This window comes from Alkalihalophilus pseudofirmus OF4 (assembly GCF_000005825.2).
Lineage (GTDB): Bacteria > Bacillota > Bacilli > Bacillales > Bacillaceae_D > Alkalihalophilus > Alkalihalophilus pseudofirmus.
In genome coordinates, this window is record NC_013793.1 from 85799 (window position 1) to 105029 (window position 19231).

Here is a 19231-nt window from a genome sequence, read left to right on the forward strand (position 1 = left end):
GAGGTAACTATGAAGCAAGACTTTATCTTAAAGACAATCATCCTCTTTGTTGGCCTTGTTGTTGTGATTGGTGTGTTTATTGGATTTCGTGTGTATGATCAGCAGTTAGCCGAAATTGCACAGCTGCAAGAGGAAGTGCAACAACAAACGAACCACATTGAGCTACTTGAAAGCTCTAATCAAGCACTAGATGTAGAAGCACAAGAAGATCAATCTACTCAAATGCAGTCGGCTGTAGAGTCTTTTGTTCGAGCTCTATACGACGTACGAGCAGATAATGAAGAAATGAGACGCAGTGAAGCGGAGTTAGTCATGTCTCAAGACATGTTAGAACAACACTTCCCCGAAAGGGAAGGACAAGTGGAATACTCAATGGAATATCGAATCAACGAACTGAAGGTGTATCCTTCTCTTCAACAAGAAAGTGCCTTTGTTGTGATGACTGGTTCTACAGTCAATCTTAATAACAATCAGAGAGAGGATAACCGGATTACAGTAGAAGTGTTCTTGCAGCAAGAAGGAGATCGTTGGATTGTCACAGACTTTGATCAATTGTATGCTGAGAATCTATAGAATAAAGGGATGAGGGGTGCATCAAATGAAAAGTACAGGTATTGTACGTAAAGTAGATGAGTTAGGGCGTGTGGTGATTCCTAAAGAATTAAGAAAGGTTTTTGACATACACGAAAGAGATCCAATGGAGGTTTTTGTAGATGGTGATAAGATCATTCTACAAAAATACAAGCCAAACATGACTTGTGATGTGACTGGTGAAGTTTCAGAAGAAAATGAAGTGTTCCTTGATGGCAAACTGGTATTAAGTCCTGAAGGGAAGAAGCAGCTTAAAGAAAAATTAAAAGGACTTGCTTAAAAACGCATACAAGGCAATAGAAAGACAAAGAGACCCCAACAATGTGTGTTGGGGTCTCCCGTTCTTACGTTAATGATTGGTACAATTACCCGCTAAGAAGTTTCAGAAGAAAATGAAGTGTTCCTTGATGGCAAACTAGTATTAAGTCCTGAAGGGAAGAAACAACTAAAAGAAAAATTAACAGAACTTGCTTAATAGGGTATAGCCAAATATTCAAAACAAGATATGTTACTGTCAATAATCCCCTACAAAAAGACGATCTCTCTTTTAATTAGGAGGATCGTCTTTTTTGATTGTACAATTCAATAATTGAAACTAGGCAATTTTTTATTTTAAATAATAAAAATATAAAACCCTCTTACTTTTTAGTCTATTATTTCAAAACTAGTTTCTAGTTTAAATTGATCTAATACAGTTAAACCGTCTACATCATATAGTGGGATATAAATATCTAGACTATTGTCATCTGCATAATCTAATGCTTCTTCAATAGATACCGGATTCGGAGCTAAATCATTTGATTTAACATATCCTTCAATACCATTAATACCTACTGCTGAAATGAGTTCTGGTTCATCTCCAATTGTAAACTCTGAGAATGAAGAACCATAAGTTTGTCCATTTTCATTTACTTCATATTCTGTTTGTAACATTAATTCAATGATTTCTGGTGAAAGCTCATTTTCTGAGTTCATTGTAGATAAAGTTCTCATTGGGGAGCGATAACCATTATAACTAGTATAGCCATTTCCATTATAAAATTGAGCTCTAGAATAAGCATAATATGTTCCTTTTGTTGTAAGTCTTGGTGATTCCACAACAAAAGCTTTTATTGCTTGGCTATTATATGTCATAGTACTAGATGTTCTTAGACTTCCTGCTGAATTATATAAGCGTGCTTGTCCACCCATATATCCAGTCGGTACATTTGTATTTGCTCTGATTGTAGAACGTGCTTCAATTGTGCTAAGATTACGGATTGTCACTGTAGAATTAAACTCATAGGTAAAACCGTTAATTCTCGGAGTCTTGTAAAACTCTGATGATGAACCTAGTACTGTGGATGAAAAAGTTGTGAAGATTAGCAGCATAGAAAACATGGACACCAAGATAGGAAATAAACACTTTTTCTTTTTCAAAAGTGTTTCCCCCTACAATTTCTATTGAATTAACCCTGTACCAGAAGGGTAGATTCTAAATTCACCAACTACAGTTTTACCATCATATTCAAACAATGGAATTGATCTATATCCTTCTCTTTCAATTTCTTTTTGATCTTCTATAGATTGATTAGGAGTAGAGTTATTATTATCTAAGTCAATAGCTCGAACATAACCAATAACACCATCTTCACCTTCTGCCATAATTAAATCAGGTTCTTTAACTGGCCCTTCTGAATATGGTGCTTTCCCATAAGTTTGACCTTGTTCATTAATAGGGTAATCTGGTGACTCATCAGTTAAATCTGAATGCTCATCGGAATGTTGTGTGTTTGAAAAGCTTAAGTATAAACCAATAGAAATACTAATTATTCCAACTAATCCTATAAAAATGAGACTTTTTTTCATCTAACTCAGTCCTTTCTGTTTGCAAATAAATATTTTTGGAAATTATTTACTTTATTTGATTTTATACCCATATTTCAAATAGTACAGTTCTATTTATTTTATTTTCAAAACCCCCCCCACCTTCACCTTTTTTTGCTTCATATCTTTTTTAGAAACTTAGATACATCCTCGTTATTTAAAACAACATATTAGTGCCGTCTATGTTTTCCATGTCTATCATCTTTTTTATTCATTCGTGATGAGTAATAAAAACCCTTGAAAATAGATGAAAGTAGTTTAATTGAGAGCTTAAAGTTATTTTAGAAAATATTGAAAAAAATGTATTTTAATATTATATTAAATTAGTGTTATAACGAATTGAAAATCTATTTGAGGAGGAATCTATTATTTGAGTTAGGGGTTGGTTTTTATGAAGATAATCATATCAGTATTATTATCCTTGTTATTTATTGGTCTTATAAGTTGGTTTTACAATGGGTATGAAGAAACTCCTGCTATTTCTAACATAGAGACAGACGGTCAAATTTATCCTTGGGGATTGAAAGCTATTGGTGTCAATGATTCAATTAATTCTCTTCCTAAGAAAACGATTAAAGTTGCCGTTTTGGACAGTGGAATCTATCGGGAACATGAAGACTTGACAGGGAAAGTTGTTGCAGAATTCAATGCTATTAATCCGGGGGAACCAGTTGTAGATGATTTTGGGCATGGAACTGCGATCGCTGGAATTATAGCGGCCAATGACAATAACATTGGAATTGTTGGAGTCACACCAAATGTTGAACTTTATGATGTGAAAGTCTTAGATGAGACAGGAAGGGGAGATGCAGAGAACTTAGTTTCTGCAATAGAGTGGTGTATATCTCAAGAGGTAGATGTAATAAATGTCAGTTTTGGTTATCAGTCTGAGAGCTTAGTATTGAAAAGAGCGATTAATAATGCTTTAGGTTCCGGTATTATTATTGTAGCCGCATCTGGTAATACATACGGAATGGGTGTAGACTTCCCCGCAAAATATGAGGATGTTTTTTCTATTACGGCAGTTGACCAAAATTTAGTAAGAGTTAACTCATCTGCTAAGGGGAAGATTGACTTTGCAGCCCCGGGAATAGATATCTTATCTACCGACCGTGAAGGTGGATATTCTCAATTTGAAGGCACATCTTTTGCAACAGCTTATGCTTCTGGTTTCATCGCTAGAATTTTACAACATTATTCAAAAGAACTGAGTCATGAGGAAATTAAAGATTTGCTAATAGAAAACACTGTAGAACTTGACGGAGGAAATGCTCCTTCCATCGAGTACGGTTACGGGCTTTTAAAATTAAATAATTGAGGTGCTATTAATGAATAAATATATAATTAGATTATTAATTTTCTTTATGATTTTCCCTTTACTACCAAATTATAATGTTGTAAAGGCATCGACTGAAACTGATGATCATTATCAGCAGGAGCTGGTAAAAGAGTTTGAAAAAGATTTAGAATATCAGCTAGGTCAAGAAATTTCAAAAGAAATCAATACTGATATCAAGTTAACTAGTGAGGAAATTGTAATTGAGATAGGTTTAGAAGAGGAAGCTGTCTCAGTTGATGTAGTTATGGATTTCGAAACGGAATTATTCACAGTTGAAAGTGATGTATTAGAAGATGATAATATAGTTACTAATACGATCTATGATGTTATTGTTCACGAGTCTGAAGAAGATGTATTTATTGCTACCTTTGTCAATCAGGAAAGTGGAGAAATTTATGACATGGATACTACTGAACTTGAGGCATCTGCTCTGCCCCTAGTAATTGTTGCAGCTGTTGCTAGGCATGGTATTCAATATGCAATTAAAAAATATGGGAAAAAAGCCGCTCAAAACGCTGTTTCTAGTAGAAGTTTTAACACTGTCTTGTCCTCTGTAAAGAATATAGATGCAAATAAAAGAGCTCATATATTGGCGAATAAGCACGACTGGCACAAAGTAACAAAAAATAATTGGACTGATGTATCTAAGGTAATGTCTCATGTAATGAGATACGGTAAAGAATCTGCTTATGGTAGTGCAAGAAAGAAAACATTGTCTATGAGTGGACAAACTGTCACCGTAACCTTTACAAGAGTGAACGGTCAAGTGAGAATAAGTAATGGATGGGTGAATAAATGATGAAAGATCAGTTAGAAAGTTATATCTTATCAGGTCAGTATTCTGAAGCCAAAGAAATATTTGAAAATACAGAGTATCAGATTTTTTATGATAACCTTCTTGATATAACGTTTAACAATCAGAACATCTCAAACTATACATTTGTGGTTTATCTTTTACTAGAAGAGAACCACGAGCGGCTACATGATCTGGCATATATATTATTATCACAGCCACTATGTCATATGGAAGGTGCTTATGCATCATCTGTCTTCCATGCGAGAACGGCTGTTAAATTAAATGGTTTTAAAGAAGTAAGATATATGGAGAATATTTTATTTTTAAATACAATTCCTGATTGTGTAGTTAGTGATGAAGAAGCTAAAGATATAAGTGAAAAAATTCTTTCTATAGACCCTAATCATGAGATAGCATTGGATATTTTAAAAGGTTAATAGTTTAATAACAGTTGTAATTATGTTAAAGGACTTTCTCTATGATGAGAAGGTCTTTTTAATTTTTCTATATTTCTAACTCTAAAAAAGGTGTCAAAAGTAGAGAGTTTGGCAGCTGAATATGGGATTCCAGAGTACAGTGGCGTTATTCTTGCGATGATGATGCAGGAAAGCGGAGGTAGAGGGAATGACCCCATGCAGTCGTCTGAGAGTTTGTGTGGCTCCATTGGGTGTATTCAATCGCCTGAAGCTTCTATTGAACAAGGGGTTAAGTACTTTGCTCAAATACTAGAAAGCGCAGAGGGGGATGTTCGATTAGCGGTACAAAGCTATAATTTTGGTCTAGGTTTTATCCCTTATGCGTTAGATCGAGGGGGGTACAGTAAAGAGACCGCTATAGACTTCTCTATTAAGCAATATGAGAGAGTCAGATACACAGGGAACTATTCATGTATCCGTCCTGAGTCGGCAGCTACAGGGGCTTGCTATGGCGATATTGGCTATGTATATGCTGTTTTCTCTTATTATAATTATGAACAAGGAACAATTGTCGCAGGTGGAGGTTCGTTTGTGACCCCAGTAAATGGTATGCGTATGACGTCTGATTTTGGGATGAGAACGCATCCGATCACGGGAGAACAGCGAATGCACAATGGCATTGACTTTGGCTGCATTAACTATGTGACGCCTATCAATGCTGTCACAGACGGACATGTGGTCTTTTCGGGATCACAAGGCGTTTTTATAGAAAAACATTTTTACCTAATCAAAAATATAAAGTAGAAATGAAGCAATATCAAAGTGTTAAAAGAGATATATTTAAGGATTGTAAAAGCATCCAGGATTACATAGATAAAGGATTACTGTGACTGCTAGAATAAAGTGTACAGTTTTTGCTTGATAAGATGAAATTACCCGAGGAAATATGTAATGAATTATTCTCAAGCAAAACATTTGATCAAAGTATGACTGCTAAAATGTTGAAAGATCTTGAAGCTATTGGAGTTGAAGAGTTATTTGATATTAACCCAGACGTAACTGAATGGTTTGAAAACCTTGGGGGTATTTCATCAAATGTATCTCATAGGTTGCCAAAACTCCTATTGATATCTGATAAATCTAAGGGAGAAGAACTGTCTTCTAATAATGGCGCCTTAATGCAAACCCTCAAGCAGCTTTTTGAAGATGTTAGAAATGAATCAGATAATTTCCGGCAAGCACAACACTATTTAGACCAGCTTGCTAAAGAATTGAACCCTGATGACGATGAAAGTGAATTTGCTAGTTTATTATCAGATTTAAATAGAGTAGTTGGGGATGTTTTCCCAGAAACGGGATTTTTGGCTAAAGCAAATTTGTCCAATGCTGATAAAGTAATAACTCCTAATTTTGATGTTAAGTTAGGAAGTAATATCCATACTACTGTAGATTATCAAGGAGCAGGTGTGATACGATCTGCCGTCTTCGCTATGCTTAGATATAGAAGTATTAGAGAAAACAACAAAAAAAAACGTTCCAGTGAATACATTAGACCATTACTTATAGCTTTTGAAGAACCCGAAATATATTTACATCCACAAGCTGCGAAACAGATGAGAGATACGATTTATGACCTTTCACTCGAAGATAACAATCAAATAATCTGTACTACTCATTCTCCATACATGATAGATTTAAGTAGGAAAGCGAATCAGATTTTAAATTCTTTTCATTTAGAAGACCATGAGATAGACCACGATGGTACTAAAAGAAATGTAGACATAGTTGTTTGCAATCCATTTAATGTTAGTAAAGCTTTTATCAATTTATTGGATGATGATAAGTCGTATATCAAAATGTTACTTAAGATTGATGATGATATAAGTAAAGTATTTTTCTCGAGAAATGTTTTAATAATTGAAGGAGACACAGAAGAAGTAGTTATACGTGAAACGCTATCTAGGATGCCGAACGAATTATATAAAGAGTTCTCTTATAATTGGGAGGTAGTTAGAGCAAGGGGGAAAGCTACGATTATATCACTCGTAAAATATCTAAGAGCTTTAGGTATAACACCATTTGTTATTCATGATCGAGATAAGGATACAGAAAAAGCTTACTCATTTAACCAACCAATTCTAGATGCTGTAGGGGATAACTCCAAGGTTATTGTACTAAGAGAATGTATGGAGGACCTTCTTGGTTACACTGCCCCAAGCAATAATAAGCCGTTTAAGGCGTATCAATTCATTAATGATACATGGGGAGATAACTGGGAAGACATTAATCCGGAATGGAAATCTATAATAGAGCGTTTGATTTTCAACGGAGACATCGCATATGATGAAGTAGCATCTTCCTCAGAGATCACTTAAAAATCATATAGACATATATCATCTTAAGAAAACCTCGTTTCCTTTCCTGTGAAAACGAGGTTTTCTTATGTCAATTATACTTGGGAGTCAAATTCGTCCCGAACCGCCAGCATCCCGCACATGGATTTGCCGGCCGGAGTATTTGTATCGATCCGGTCCTGGATACTGATTAACTTCACGCCCATTTCCTTCAACTGATCCGATAACGTAAACAGCTGCTTTCCGATTGTGTCAATCGGTCCAGTTTGTAGATCATGAATGAGTTACCGGAACGGAATGTATCCAAAGCTCTTGTGAGTTCCGGTCGCATATCGTGAGTTCCCGACATTTTCTTCTGAAAAATCCTCTCACACCCTTATTTGTCCATTGGGTTAACCTGAAGATTGTTATTTAAAATAATATATTGCGTAGTTTTAAGTATTGAATTTCACAATGAAAATGGCAATCTTCCTAGGAAAAGAGAGATAGCCATTTATTTATTAGCTTGTTGTTCAATGTATCGCTTAAAATATGCGCAAAAAGCCACCGTAAATAACACACCATTTTTTCAATGGTGCTTTTAACATTCCAAAAACTATCGTTTATAGTAAGTAATCACTTTAAAATAGAGAAAAACTTATAACATTAATTTAATAAACGGAGAATTATATGTACACTTATATTATAAAATTGGATTTTTATGGTATTATTGGTTTGTTGTTTTAGTGTTATAGCATTTAATTATATTTTTGGAGATGATAACAATTGAGTACTAATCGTATTTTTCTATCTTTATTTGCGGGATCTATTATTATATGGGTTTTATATCTTTTCTCTTACAATATTTTCAATATATTATTCTTTTCTTTCAGCACCATTATCTTAATTAGCTCTATTATCGTAGGTGGAATTTTAGAAAGATTAGAACAGAAGTACAGCCAAAAGATATACCTTTTGTATTCGATGATTATATACATAGTATTTTTATTGTTGCTTTATTTACTTTTTCTTATTGAGTTAAATGTACTGTTATTTGTTTTATTTGGAGCGTTACTAAGCTTGGTAGACTTTATAATTGTAAAACTTCTAAAAAGAGACTCTCTCAAAGTTATTAAAGTAAGAGTAATTTTAATTGTACCTTTGCTGATTTATGCATTTGGGTTTATGGTTACTCTTTTTTTATAAAAATTAAAAGTGGAGGTTGTTAAATGAGAAGGTTGTTGAGTTTGTCTAAGTTTTGTTTATTTGTTTTAATCTTTTTCTTAGTAAGTACAAATGGTGTATTAGCTACAAACGAAGTGAAATTTAATTTAGAAAAGATGGAATTAAATTATGGAGAAGATAGATTTGAGATTTTTTATCATGAAGATAATTTTGATAAACTAGAGTTGGTTCTTAATGATAAAAAAATAGATTTCAATGATAATGAGATATCATTAGATGGTCTTGACGAGTTGGATGAGTATCCTGTTTTTGAAGTTGTAATAAACGGGTATAAAAATAATATTGTAGCTGACCAACTAACAGCTAGTATCATCTTAGTTCCTGATAATGATAGCTTTACAACATCTCACATTCAATCATTAGATGCTATGAAAATTTTTTGGTATGAACATAAAGACGCTATAGATTTTCATGTGAGCATAAATGAGAATCAAGTAGCAACAACTGACGAAAATAGTTATTTTATCCCAAAGTCTGAGAGTGTTGATAGCTATTCAGTACAAGCAAACATTGATACAGAATTGGATGTCGAGGGTGGAGATGGTGGAGAAACCATTATATTTCACACACCTATCGATCATAGGAGCTCTTTATTATCTGTTACCACACAAAGCGGTTCTACTAATTCTCGTTTAAGAGTCCGTTCAATTCTATTAGCTAATAATGGGAGCCCGAGTATAAATCAAGGGTATGTTAAATCTCCTGTTGACTCACGCTGGTTTTCAACGGATAAAACTACAAGTATTACAGCAAACTCTGGAACTTCTCGATTACAGCACGATGTACTAGTAACATGGAGTATGTCAGGCTTACCGACTTTATCTCAAAGTAGATCGGTGGGGAGAACTTACAGATACTCTTACTCAAATGGAGTATACACGCTCCAAGATAGTCGTATAGCCTCAACAGGTGGGATGGGGTACAATACAATCTCTCGTACTAACAACCATGCAGCATTTAATATGTATGGAGATGTGGGTAATCCATATGCAATTACTACAAGTATTAAATACAGTCTAAGAGCAGATATATACAGAAATAATTCAACATCTTTAAGAGGAAGCCACACCTTATTCCCATCTTTCGGAATATACAGAAATAATAACTCTGTAGGATTTAGTAGGTTATATACTTACAATCAGGGTACTCGACCGATCACAGATATTACTAGACAAACTTCTTTTAGTCGTTAATTAATATCATTATAGAACAGAGCAAAGAAAAAACGATAAACCTGTTTAACCTGACGGGCTTTATCGTTTTTTCTATTTAACTTAGTTTATTTGTATTTGAACGTGTATGTAATACCCTTCTTATCTTCTGTTTGTTAAAAAAGAGAGCACCAGCTTACTTTCTTTTTTATTTAAAATAATGAATTGCGTAGTTTCAAGTTGTTAGTGGCATTCGTAAAATGTAGGTTTCGGCAATCGTAATTATGCAAAAACTAATGTATACCCTCAGCTTTACATGGAGAGGCGGGTATGATAGGCTCGTATGCCTCGTAAAGTCTAAGGCTTGTTCCTTTACGGAAAATTATGCCCGTAGAGGCTCAATGTCAAGCATTCAAGGTCTGAAAGATTATACAGTAATATGAATATACCCCACTGCCGTTTTATACATTGAAGGATTGCCAAATACATAAAATATGCGCAAAAAACCACCATAAATGACACGCCACGCCTCTAGGGGCGTGGATTATTGTTCGAAAAGGGTATACCCTAGTTGAACATTAGAAAAGTTGCATGCTACAATAGGTTTGATTGTTCATTTTGGGTTGTTCAGTAACTTCATATTTGAAATGAGGAAAAGAAATGACGTATATAGGGTATGCCAGAGTAAGTTCTGAGGGTCAAAACATGGCTCGACAGATTAAAGAATTAGAGGAATTTGGTTGTGAAATCATCTATCAGGATACGAAATCAGGAAAAGATTTTGATCGTGAAGGTTTCCAGAAGATGAAACGGAAGATTCGAGAGAAAGATGTGTTGGTGGTTCATGATCTTTCTCGGTTGGGGCGCAATGCCAAAGAAATTAAGAAAGAGTGGGAAGAAATTCGCGAGGAAGGAGCGGACATTGTCGTTCGTAATATGCCCATTCTTGATACGAGGAATGAAGGACAGATACCAGGTGTTGGTGAGTTAATTTCTAATTTAGTTTTAACGCTGCTAAGTTGGATGGTGGAAGAAGAACGAAACCGTATTCGCACAGCACAGCGTGAAGGAATTGAGATAGCAAAAGAACAAGGGAAATATACAGGACGTAAAGTTCGTTATCATGAAGGAGCGAAAGGAGCAGATAAACTGGTTTATGACCAAATTGTTAAGATGTTATCAATTGGTCATTCTGTTATGGAGGTACATAGGAAAACAGAGGTTTCTCGTAATACAATTTATAAGATTAAAAGGACTTTAGAGAAGGGATAAGTACAAATATAATGTAAATGTCCAGTTGGTACGGAAATCAAATCCTTTAAATGATAAAATTTACAAATGATGGTTGTGGTTTATCGTTATAAAGAAGGAGGTACTTACATGGATGCGTTTATTTATCAATTCTTAGCTATACTATTTCCTATTTCTATCATTTTTTTAGTGGTCTGGATTATAAGTACATCCATAAGGAAGAGTAAACAATTAAAACGTATTGAACAAAAGCTAAGTCACATCGTAAAAAATAAAACGAAAGAACATTAGTATTGCCAACTTAAAAAAGCTAAGGAGCGTCTAGATTCTCCTTAGCTTTAAGTGTATTCCTATTGAAGATATAGGTTCATTGCTCACTTATAAAAACTGTGTCTTATCGTAACTCGTTATCCAAAGGTATAATGACTTCATCTAACGTCTTTCTCCACTGACGTTTCATCTCAGGTAAATACTTAAATGAGATGGCATCTGGGTGAAGAGCTTTATATTTGTCAAATTGCTTGCTGTTATAAATACCTCCGATATTTGGCAAAGGGTCTGCTCCTATTACGTATTGTATGGCAGACGAATGTAACTCTCCTTCTTCTACAAACCAAGTATTTGCAAATTCTTTAATGGCTTTGTTGTAGGCTTCTTTGAAGAATTGTCGTTTCACTACAAAAATATCTTCTTCTGTACCGATTTCTTTCTTATCCATAGCATTTAAAATGGAACGGTACACGTCTTTAACCATTTCTGACTTCTTTAATTTTTGAAGTGCTTTTTCAATTTCTTCGCGGATATTCTTATTATTGGCTGAGTATGTTCCCAAAAGTTGGTCAATATAAGTGGAGTCAATATCATAGATCTTGATTGTATTTTCTCCATAAAACTCAATATCCGAGAAATCCGGTTCAGGTCCTTCTTGCGGTTCTTCTTCGACTAATGAGCCTTTAACCGTATTGTATACTCCAATGTATTCTTCCAATACCTTGACCTGCTCTTGAAGTGCTTTTGATTTCTCTATTTCATCGTTGTAATCATCATAGGTCACTAAAGCTTGATAGCTATTGTTTAATTCCTGAAAGACTTTTACAAATTCGATTCGAGTCTCTAAAGATGAATGCTCGTTAATATCAGCGGGGTTAGGCACAGCTTTTTTCAAAGATTTATGGGCCTTTTTGAAACGTTTTTTTGATTCCTCATAAGTTGGATAAACAAGTGTAGATTCCTCTTGTTCTTCAGAATATAACTTTGTGGCATCCTTAACATGCTTTTCCATTGTCCAAGGTTTTCTGTATGTTACAATCAACCCTTTGGTCTTTCCGGGGTAGGTCCGATTGGTTCGAGAAAAAGCTTGGATTAGGTTAGCATACGTTAAGTTAGTTACGCTCAATTCAACCCCCAAGATAGAACAACCCACTTATGCAATTCGTCATGCGTAAATAGCTCATATTATGTAGAGTTAGCGCAACGTGTTTTATCTTCACTTTCATTTAACCCATCTAGTAACATTGATGGAAAATGGGGAAATACAACAAGAGGAGCTGTTATCGATTTTCAGAGAGCTGCAACACTTACTCAGGATGGATATGTAGGACCAGCTACGTGGAAAAAAATGGCCCATAAGTAGTTTGGGATTTTAAGAACGACTTAGGGCTTCTAAGTCGTTCTTAATTATTAGCGAGGTGTGTATGATGTATTTAAGTATAAATAAAGTTAGTAAAATAATTAAAAAAAATCAAATACTTAATCAGGTAGATTTTTCAGTAAAGAAAAATAGTATTTTTGGTATTATTGGTAATAATGGCGCTGGAAAAAGTACTTTATTAAAGATTATTGCTACAGTAACTCCTACTACTCAAGGAACTGTTACACTTGATGAAAAAAAAGTACTACAAGAGGATAAAAGTGTTCAACGTAGGATAAGTTATTTTATTGATCATCTTCCTCCTGAAAATGATTTAACTGGGGAAGAATATGTCGTGATATATCTTACTTATAAGGGAATCAATGATATAAAAAGTATACTTAAAAGAGAATGGCCATTTTCTATGGAAGCACATAGACATAAAAAAATAAAAACTTATTCTCAAGGGATGAAACAAAAGTTAGGGATTATAGCAGCTACCATTGGGCAGCAAGAATTAATAATATTAGATGAGCCACATAACTCTTTAGATCCGAGAAGTACTATTCAGCTTAGAGAATATTTAAAACAATTAATTAGTGGAGGCAGCACTATAATATTAACAAGTCATACACTTACTGAAATAACCACAGTGTGTGACAATGTTTTAGTTCTAGAAAAAGGCAATATTAAAGGGATACTTCAAAACAACGAGTTGGAAAATCTAGAACAATTATTATAAAGGAAGGAGTAAACTTATGAAAACCTTACTTAAAATAGAATATCTAAAATTTAAAAAAACCAAAATGTTTTATAGATATAGCATAGTTGTCCTCATGTGTTTTTTTATTCCTGTAATTATGTCTCACAACTATAATATAGATCAAAATCCCCCTAATGTTATATCATGAAATTTTGAACTTTAATACATATTTAACATTTCCTTTTTTGGCTATTCTTTACTATTCTGCTATTCTAAGTTCTGAATATACTAAAGGAACTATAAACTTTTTGGTTACTAGTGTTTATTCAAGAGAATCTATTTTTTTCGCGAAATTTATAATAAGTACAACAAGTTTCTCACTTATATTTATACCAGCTAATATCTTTTTATTATTATATTTATACTTAATTCATGGTTCTGGGGTTATCTATTCCAATAGTGGTATCAATGGTACTTTTTATTATTGGTATGAATTTATCGGAATAATAACTGTCACACAAGTCTTTTTGATAATTCATTTTATTGCGATTGGAGCAATAACTCTATTAATAAATTGTGCTATTCAAAATAGAATAAAGGTTATTTTATGCTCTTTCTCGGTTATTATTCTTTTTAAAATTGTTAAAGTACCCTCTTTTCTTGAAAATTATACATTTTTTAATGGGAATACTGTTACAACGGGCTTTATTGATTTTCAAAGAAGTTTCTTCACTAATTTACAAATAACATTTTCAACACTTGCTTTTATTTTATTATTTTGTCTTGTAGGTAACCTAGTGTTTAAAACTAAGAAAATTGTATAAAGGGGAAAAAAATGAGTAAAATTATTAAATATATTATGATTGTTGGAATTGCTGGACTGTTGTTTGCAGGTGCATTTTTGTCTAATGAAAGAGGAAAAGAAACTATAATAACTAGTACTTCCAACAACGCAGTTGAGGAATATATTAATTCCAACCCAGAAGATGTTGATGCAAAAAAGGAACTTGCATTTCGATACTTAATACAACATAACTATTCAGAAGCTCTAAATTTATTAGAGGTAATTAGAGAATTGGATCCAGGTGATACAATACCGTTAAATCAAATGGTAATAGCTAATATTGAGCTTGGTAACTATCAGGAAGCTATTGATTTATCAGGAGAACTTTTAAAGTTTAATAATTATAATCCTATTGCTTTAACTAATGTGGCAGAAGCATATTTCATTATTGGAGAAGAAACTGAGTTTATAAATCATTTAGAACTTGCTTTTCAAGCAGCTGTATTAACTGAAGGTGAAGAAACAGTAATTAAATTCTATACCCTCATTAATCAGTTAAAAGAGGATTTTCTTGAATTGAAAAATCAGGGTAAAGACAGTGAGGCCTATCTACTACTTAGTAAATTTGATTCTTTCTCTAAAAGAACTCAAATCGCTGCTATTGATCGTGCTTATTCTAATAATATAAAGGAAGCAAATCCAAATGAATTGGCGAGAAAAGGAATCTTAGAAATAGCTACAGAGGAACCAGCGGATGCTATAGCTACTTTTAACCAACTGATAACTAATTTCCCTAATTATAATTATGGTTATTACCTTCTAGGAGATTTATATTATAGAATTTCAAATTTCGAGGGTTTATCACAACTATTAACTCTTACGCCAACTAACTCAAATGTATCCGATTTTATTGATTTTTTGTTAGATTATAAAGATAATCCCGAAGTTGACCATCTAGAAACAATTGAGTTAATTTTTGAACAAGAGGAAAACCAACCAAAACAAATACTATCGCATTATGCAATGTTGATTGCAGAGAAAACAGGAAATGCTAAAAAACAAAAAGAATATTTCGATATTTATAACAGTGGATATGATGATGATTACATTTATAGTATTAACAGAGCTAGAGTGTGGTTAGATACTGAAGATAATAACTAAGGGGTCGAGGAATGACTTTTAAATGTTCTCGCATTAGCTGCTCTATAATATGAACTCTTCTTTTTTATTCATTTTCTATTTGAAGAGCGATAATCCGCAAGTGTATATTTACCATACTCCTAATACTGAACGAGCAATAGAGGCTCATGACAGACAGTTTAAAAATGCTATTTGATATCCATAGAGATTCAATTTCAAGGTTAGCTACGACAACAACAATTAATAGATTATGAAGAAAATTTAAAACTCGCAGAATTAATTCACAACCAGTTAGAGGAGAAATACCAAGGTTTATCTAGAGGGGTTTTAACTAAAGAACCTGCAGAGTGAAAAACATTCAACAATAACCTTTTCAAAAACCAGCTACTTTATCTCCAATTAAATCCCTAGAATTAAGGAACTAAATAATGTTAAAGAAATTAGGCTTAGAGTATTTAGATTAATATTTGATTCATTGGCCGGGTGAAGGGAAATATTAGGATCTTGGAGAGCGTTAGAAACTCTTTATAAAGAAGGCCAAGTAAAAGCAGTTGGGGTAACTAATTTCAAGTTCATCATTTGGAAGACTTAATAAAGGATGCTGAAATTAAGCCGATGGTCAATCAAGTAGAATACCATCCGCGATTAATTCAAAATAAGCTACAAGCATTTTATCATTCCAATGATATTTAGCTTGAAGCATCGACACGAACTCCGAGTTCATAGAGTATAGAAATGAGTGTTTCCTTCTATACATTTTACTATGATGGTTGATTTTAAATTGATTTCTGTTCCTTTAATTATGTAAATACCCCTCCCAAAGAGGGCAATAGTTAAGTCATAGGGGTAGAGAATAGTATGTAGAGGACGACTAATCAGGGCTAGAAGGGCTTTAGTGGACAATTGCATTGTGCAATTGTCCTTTTTAACTGAGCCACTAATGCCTAGTGACTCATGTGGAGTATATCTAACGACCGATAGTTAATTCTAGCAGTATGACCATGTCGTTTGTGCTAGTTTTGTCTAATTCTTTAATGTTCATACGTAGAGATGTAGCAAATAGAAATCGAACCAGGTACAGAATTAGATGGGGAGTTAATCGTTACCGATGAACAAGGTAAACAGGATTTTGAAGCTGAAGCCATGATGCAACGATTTTAAAGGAGTAATCATGGTCAGCAGGCACAGTATATTGTTTTTGATGTCTTACCATTCAACAATAAGAGCACTACCAAAATCCCTCAGATACAACGCAAGAAGCCGCTTACAAGCATAGTGGGGCTAGATAGCTCTTTGTTTACTCAAATTAAGAACATTATCGGAGAGGGAAATGAACTATACAGCTTCATAAAAGGTCAGGAATTAGAAGGAATTGTCCGGAATAAACAGCACTCAGTTTATAAGATTGGAAGGCACAGTACTTCCTGTTTAAAGATGATTAATTATCAATGACTTCTTTAAAGCCTTGAGCAATAACTATGGAGTGCTGTTCTTTTAACTGGGTGAGTTGATTTCTAATTTAGTCTTAACCCTGCTAAGTTGGATGGTGGAAGAAGAACGCAACCGTATTCGAACAGCTCAGCGTGAAGGGATTGAGATAGCAAAAGAACAAGGGAAATATACAGGTCGTAAAGTTCGTTACCATGCAGAGGCGAAAGGGGCAGATAAATTGGTTTATGACAAAATCGTCAAGATGTTATCTATTGGACACTCTGTAATGAATATACATAGGGAGACAGATGTTTCTCGTAATACGATCTATAAGATAAAACGTGAGGTAAAGAAAAAAGAGTAGATTACTATTTCTTCATAGCTTCGTAGTGGTAAAATTTGTATATGGTTCATTATTAAATACGGAAGGAAGGAGGAACTAGTGTGGAATCTTTAATTTATCAAGTCATAGCAATATTATTTCCAATCTCTCTCTTATTTCTAATAGCTTGGTTTATAAGTACCTCTCTAAAGAAAAGTAAACAATTAAAATCTATCGAGAAAAAGCTGAGTCGAATGGTAAAGAGTGAAACCAAAGAACATTAAGATTGAAAGTTCTTAAAAACGATTTGATAAAATTAAAAACAAAGACAAATTGGATTTTCCCATATAAAAAGCTAAGGAGTATAGGAGCTCCTTAGCTATAGGGTAGGTATATCTATGACATTTATAGATATGAATTAAGCGTTTACTCTTAATAATATTTTCTTAACACATCTTTTTTGATTTCGTTATATAGATCATTATGATGGGGATCTTCCTTAATAAAATCATATTTTGATAGTTCATTTACGTTATTGAACGTTGTAAAGTCTACACTTGCTACTTCTCCTTCTTGGCTATACTTTCCGAAATCTAAGCTTGAAATACCATAAACTAGATTACCACTCTCATCTTTAAGTCCTTCTTCGATAAAGAGGATATATTCACGTTCTTCTACCAAAGGAGTATAACCTTCAATTTGAACATACTGGTCATCTTGTAAAAAGAATGCTTCAGCTACAGTCACGCTATCACCTGAATTAAAAGGTCCTTTATAAGCTTCAAGTATTTTTAACTCATTGGTGGTTTCAGGAACATCACCTTCAATATCTTTCATTACACCGACTTGCACATTTCCAATAGATTTAACTTTTAGGATAGCATCACTACGATTCTCTAAGATTGATAAATCATCTGGAATAAAATAGTCTGCATGGAGGTCAGCATCTTTGTGAATTTCTATCTCAGGGGTTAATGCCGTTGAATTTTGAGCACACCCTACCATAAACACTGATAATCCTAAAACCGCAAATAATGATAGTGTTTTTGTCATAATTGGTTCTCTCCTTTTAATAACGCCATCTTAAATTATTTTTATCAAGAGTTGTATAATCCGTGTAAGTCATCTTCCCTTGTCTCATAACACTTACAGTTGGAGATAATTGGTGTTTCATCCCCATACCATGTCCTAATTCATGGAGAGCAAGTTTTCGATAGTTACTAGTGGTGAAATTGTCACGTTGTGTGGTTCTACTATTTATTTGAATTGTCCCTCCATTAGCATTACCTTGCCAAAGACCATACCAAGAGGAAGAACTATTAGTGGAGCGAGCATAAATACGGCTGCCACTTCCACCTCGTTTAAGGTTAATACCAGATATTTTATTAATAGTAACAAATGCATGCTCATAGGCATTTTTATGAGCCGTAACAGTTGCTGCATTTTCAAAAGGACGATTAGGGTCTCCTTTAAAACTAAATGCATCAGCGTTCTTCAGTTCTGCACCTGCGGAATCAATATTCAAAAGAAGAAAGCTAGTAACCAAAAACAAAGAACAAACAAAACTTTTCAAAATTAAACCCTCCAAATAATTAAATTGTAATATTTTCCTTTTTAATTATATACTATAAACAAAAATTAACTAGAGGAGTTTTCAAAAAAATGAAAAAAATTAACATTATTATCTTTTTAACTTTTGTTTTATTAGTAGCTTGTGGTTATGAAGAATCGTTATCTATTAGTAATAACCTTACAGAAATCAGAATTATTGATTTGGAAAATGAAGAGAACGTTGTATCTGTTAAAGACGAGGATATTAAAGCTATTAAAGAAGCTTTTGAAACAGCAGAAGGGCATGTTGGAACACTTGATATACGAGAACCAGATTATAAAGCTGAGTTTATTTATAAAGAGAGCACAGATGTCTTTCAACTTTGGTTTCCTACAGACACAAATACAGTTTTAATAGTTGAAGACGGTAATGAGGAGCTGTATTTTGAAAGTAATCATGAAACACTGAAAAGGTACTTAGAAGCTCTAAGAGAACTAAAGAAAAGTTAGTAAATTCAAATAAAGAAACAAAGGATAGCAGCCATTCGGCTGCTTTTTTATTTTGGGGTATTTTTCCGTTTGCCCCCCGAATAGTAAACCCTTTTGACATCTAACCTTGTAGCAGGCAGGACACCCTACCCTTTCCTGCTACAAGGTAAGATGCAAGCAAAAAGCCAGTCAA

The 19231-nt window shown here is 33.7% G+C and carries 19 protein-coding genes and 6 pseudogenes; 19 read left to right on the forward strand and 6 right to left on the reverse strand.

Going from position 1 to position 19231, the window contains the following annotated elements; translation table 11 throughout:
• Positions 1-9: 9 nt before the first annotated feature.
• The 3 genes and pseudogenes from BPOF4_RS20945 to BPOF4_RS21825 form a co-directional block, all read left to right on the forward strand.
• Positions 10-573 (forward strand): MerR family transcriptional regulator, encoded by a 564-nt coding sequence (locus BPOF4_RS20945; protein ID WP_012961284.1) that lies wholly within the window; start codon positions 10-12, stop codon positions 571-573.
• A gap of 25 nt (positions 574-598) precedes the next feature.
• On the forward strand, positions 599-871 hold the full coding sequence (locus BPOF4_RS20950; RefSeq protein WP_012961285.1) for an AbrB/MazE/SpoVT family DNA-binding domain-containing protein: 273 nt from the start codon (positions 599-601) through the stop codon (positions 869-871).
• 108 nt (positions 872-979) lie between these two features.
• A pseudogene (locus tag BPOF4_RS21825) lies at positions 980-1066 on the forward strand (transition state regulator Abh); the annotation flags it as partial.
• 170 nt (positions 1067-1236) lie between these two features.
• Here BPOF4_RS21825 and BPOF4_RS20955 read toward each other — a convergent pair.
• Together BPOF4_RS20955 and BPOF4_RS20960 are read right to left on the reverse strand one after the other, a co-directional pair.
• The gene (locus BPOF4_RS20955; RefSeq protein ID WP_012961286.1) at positions 1237-2010 is read right to left on the reverse strand and encodes a hypothetical protein; all 774 of its coding nucleotides are present in this window, start codon (positions 2008-2010) and stop codon (positions 1237-1239) included.
• A 21-nt stretch (positions 2011-2031) separates the two neighbouring features.
• Positions 2032-2439, reverse strand: a complete 408-nt coding sequence (locus BPOF4_RS20960) for a hypothetical protein (RefSeq protein ID WP_012961287.1) — start codon at positions 2437-2439, stop codon at positions 2032-2034.
• 409 nt (positions 2440-2848) lie between these two features.
• On the opposite strand from BPOF4_RS20960, the gene BPOF4_RS20965 reads away from it, so the two are divergent.
• From BPOF4_RS20965 to BPOF4_RS20985, 5 genes are all read left to right on the forward strand, one after another.
• Positions 2849-3775: a S8 family peptidase gene (locus tag BPOF4_RS20965; RefSeq protein ID WP_012961288.1), complete on the forward strand. Its 927-nt coding sequence runs from the start codon at positions 2849-2851 to the stop codon at positions 3773-3775.
• A gap of 10 nt (positions 3776-3785) precedes the next feature.
• Positions 3786-4595 carry an SAR2788 family putative toxin gene (locus tag BPOF4_RS20970; protein ID WP_012961289.1) on the forward strand — a complete coding sequence of 270 codons (810 nt, stop codon included), beginning with the start codon at positions 3786-3788 and terminating at the stop codon, positions 4593-4595.
• A complete protein-coding gene (locus BPOF4_RS20975; RefSeq protein ID WP_012961290.1) occupies positions 4592-5029 on the forward strand; it encodes a hypothetical protein in 438 nt (145 codons plus the stop codon). The genes BPOF4_RS20970 and BPOF4_RS20975 overlap by 4 nt, the downstream gene beginning before the upstream one ends.
• A gap of 90 nt (positions 5030-5119) precedes the next feature.
• Positions 5120-5812: a M23 family metallopeptidase gene (locus tag BPOF4_RS20980; RefSeq protein WP_238446531.1), complete on the forward strand. Its 693-nt coding sequence runs from the start codon at positions 5120-5122 to the stop codon at positions 5810-5812.
• 122 nt (positions 5813-5934) lie between these two features.
• The gene (locus BPOF4_RS20985; RefSeq protein ID WP_158305598.1) at positions 5935-7383 is read left to right on the forward strand and encodes an ATP-dependent nuclease; all 1449 of its coding nucleotides are present in this window, start codon (positions 5935-5937) and stop codon (positions 7381-7383) included.
• A 74-nt stretch (positions 7384-7457) separates the two neighbouring features.
• On the opposite strand, the pseudogene BPOF4_RS23005 reads toward BPOF4_RS20985, so the two are convergent.
• Positions 7458-7726: pseudogene (locus BPOF4_RS23005) on the reverse strand (recombinase family protein).
• An 844-nt stretch (positions 7727-8570) separates the two neighbouring features.
• Between BPOF4_RS23005 and BPOF4_RS20995 the strand changes: the two are divergent.
• Both BPOF4_RS20995 and BPOF4_RS21000 read left to right on the forward strand, forming a co-directional pair.
• Positions 8571-9779, forward strand: a complete 1209-nt coding sequence (locus tag BPOF4_RS20995) for a DUF3238 domain-containing protein (protein WP_041823255.1) — start codon at positions 8571-8573, stop codon at positions 9777-9779.
• Between the two features lie 618 nt (positions 9780-10397).
• Positions 10398-11009, forward strand: coding sequence for a recombinase family protein (locus BPOF4_RS21000; RefSeq protein WP_012961295.1), 612 nt, complete (start codon positions 10398-10400; stop codon positions 11007-11009).
• Positions 11010-11382: 373 nt separating this feature from the next.
• Here the strand turns inward: BPOF4_RS21000 and BPOF4_RS21005 are convergent.
• Positions 11383-12372 (reverse strand): annotated as a pseudogene (locus BPOF4_RS21005) (type I restriction endonuclease subunit R, EcoR124 family); the annotation flags it as partial.
• 87 nt (positions 12373-12459) lie between these two features.
• Here BPOF4_RS21005 and BPOF4_RS21840 point away from each other — a divergent pair.
• From BPOF4_RS21840 to BPOF4_RS21025, 8 genes and pseudogenes are all read left to right on the forward strand, one after another.
• A pseudogene (locus tag BPOF4_RS21840) lies at positions 12460-12621 on the forward strand (peptidoglycan-binding domain-containing protein); the annotation flags it as partial.
• A 61-nt stretch (positions 12622-12682) separates the two neighbouring features.
• Positions 12683-13360, forward strand: coding sequence for an ABC transporter ATP-binding protein (locus BPOF4_RS21010; protein ID WP_148229629.1), 678 nt, complete (start codon positions 12683-12685; stop codon positions 13358-13360).
• 155 nt (positions 13361-13515) lie between these two features.
• On the forward strand, positions 13516-14145 hold the full coding sequence (locus BPOF4_RS22380) for a hypothetical protein (protein WP_218959113.1): 630 nt from the start codon (positions 13516-13518) through the stop codon (positions 14143-14145).
• 11 nt (positions 14146-14156) lie between these two features.
• Positions 14157-15266 carry a tetratricopeptide repeat protein gene (locus BPOF4_RS21020; protein WP_012961301.1) on the forward strand — a complete coding sequence of 370 codons (1110 nt, stop codon included), beginning with the start codon at positions 14157-14159 and terminating at the stop codon, positions 15264-15266.
• 258 nt (positions 15267-15524) lie between these two features.
• Positions 15525-15596, forward strand: coding sequence for a hypothetical protein (locus BPOF4_RS22750; RefSeq protein ID WP_238446535.1), 72 nt, complete (start codon positions 15525-15527; stop codon positions 15594-15596).
• An 80-nt stretch (positions 15597-15676) separates the two neighbouring features.
• Positions 15677-15917 (forward strand): annotated as a pseudogene (locus BPOF4_RS21845) (aldo/keto reductase); the annotation flags it as partial.
• A 513-nt stretch (positions 15918-16430) separates the two neighbouring features.
• Positions 16431-16697 (forward strand): annotated as a pseudogene (locus tag BPOF4_RS23010) (ATP-dependent DNA ligase); the annotation flags it as partial.
• A 55-nt stretch (positions 16698-16752) separates the two neighbouring features.
• Positions 16753-17040, forward strand: a complete 288-nt coding sequence (locus BPOF4_RS21025) for a helix-turn-helix domain-containing protein (protein ID WP_012961302.1) — start codon at positions 16753-16755, stop codon at positions 17038-17040.
• 390 nt (positions 17041-17430) lie between these two features.
• Here BPOF4_RS21025 and BPOF4_RS21030 read toward each other — a convergent pair whose 3' ends face one another.
• Positions 17431-18051: a hypothetical protein gene (locus BPOF4_RS21030; RefSeq protein WP_012961304.1), complete on the reverse strand. Its 621-nt coding sequence runs from the start codon at positions 18049-18051 to the stop codon at positions 17431-17433.
• Positions 18052-18067: 16 nt separating this feature from the next.
• Positions 18068-18571, reverse strand: coding sequence for a zinc metalloprotease (locus tag BPOF4_RS21035; protein ID WP_012961305.1), 504 nt, complete (start codon positions 18569-18571; stop codon positions 18068-18070).
• An 89-nt stretch (positions 18572-18660) separates the two neighbouring features.
• On the opposite strand from BPOF4_RS21035, the gene BPOF4_RS21040 reads away from it, so the two are divergent.
• Positions 18661-19059, forward strand: coding sequence for a YhfM domain-containing protein (locus BPOF4_RS21040; RefSeq protein ID WP_012961306.1), 399 nt, complete (start codon positions 18661-18663; stop codon positions 19057-19059).
• Positions 19060-19231: the final 172 nt, after the last annotated feature.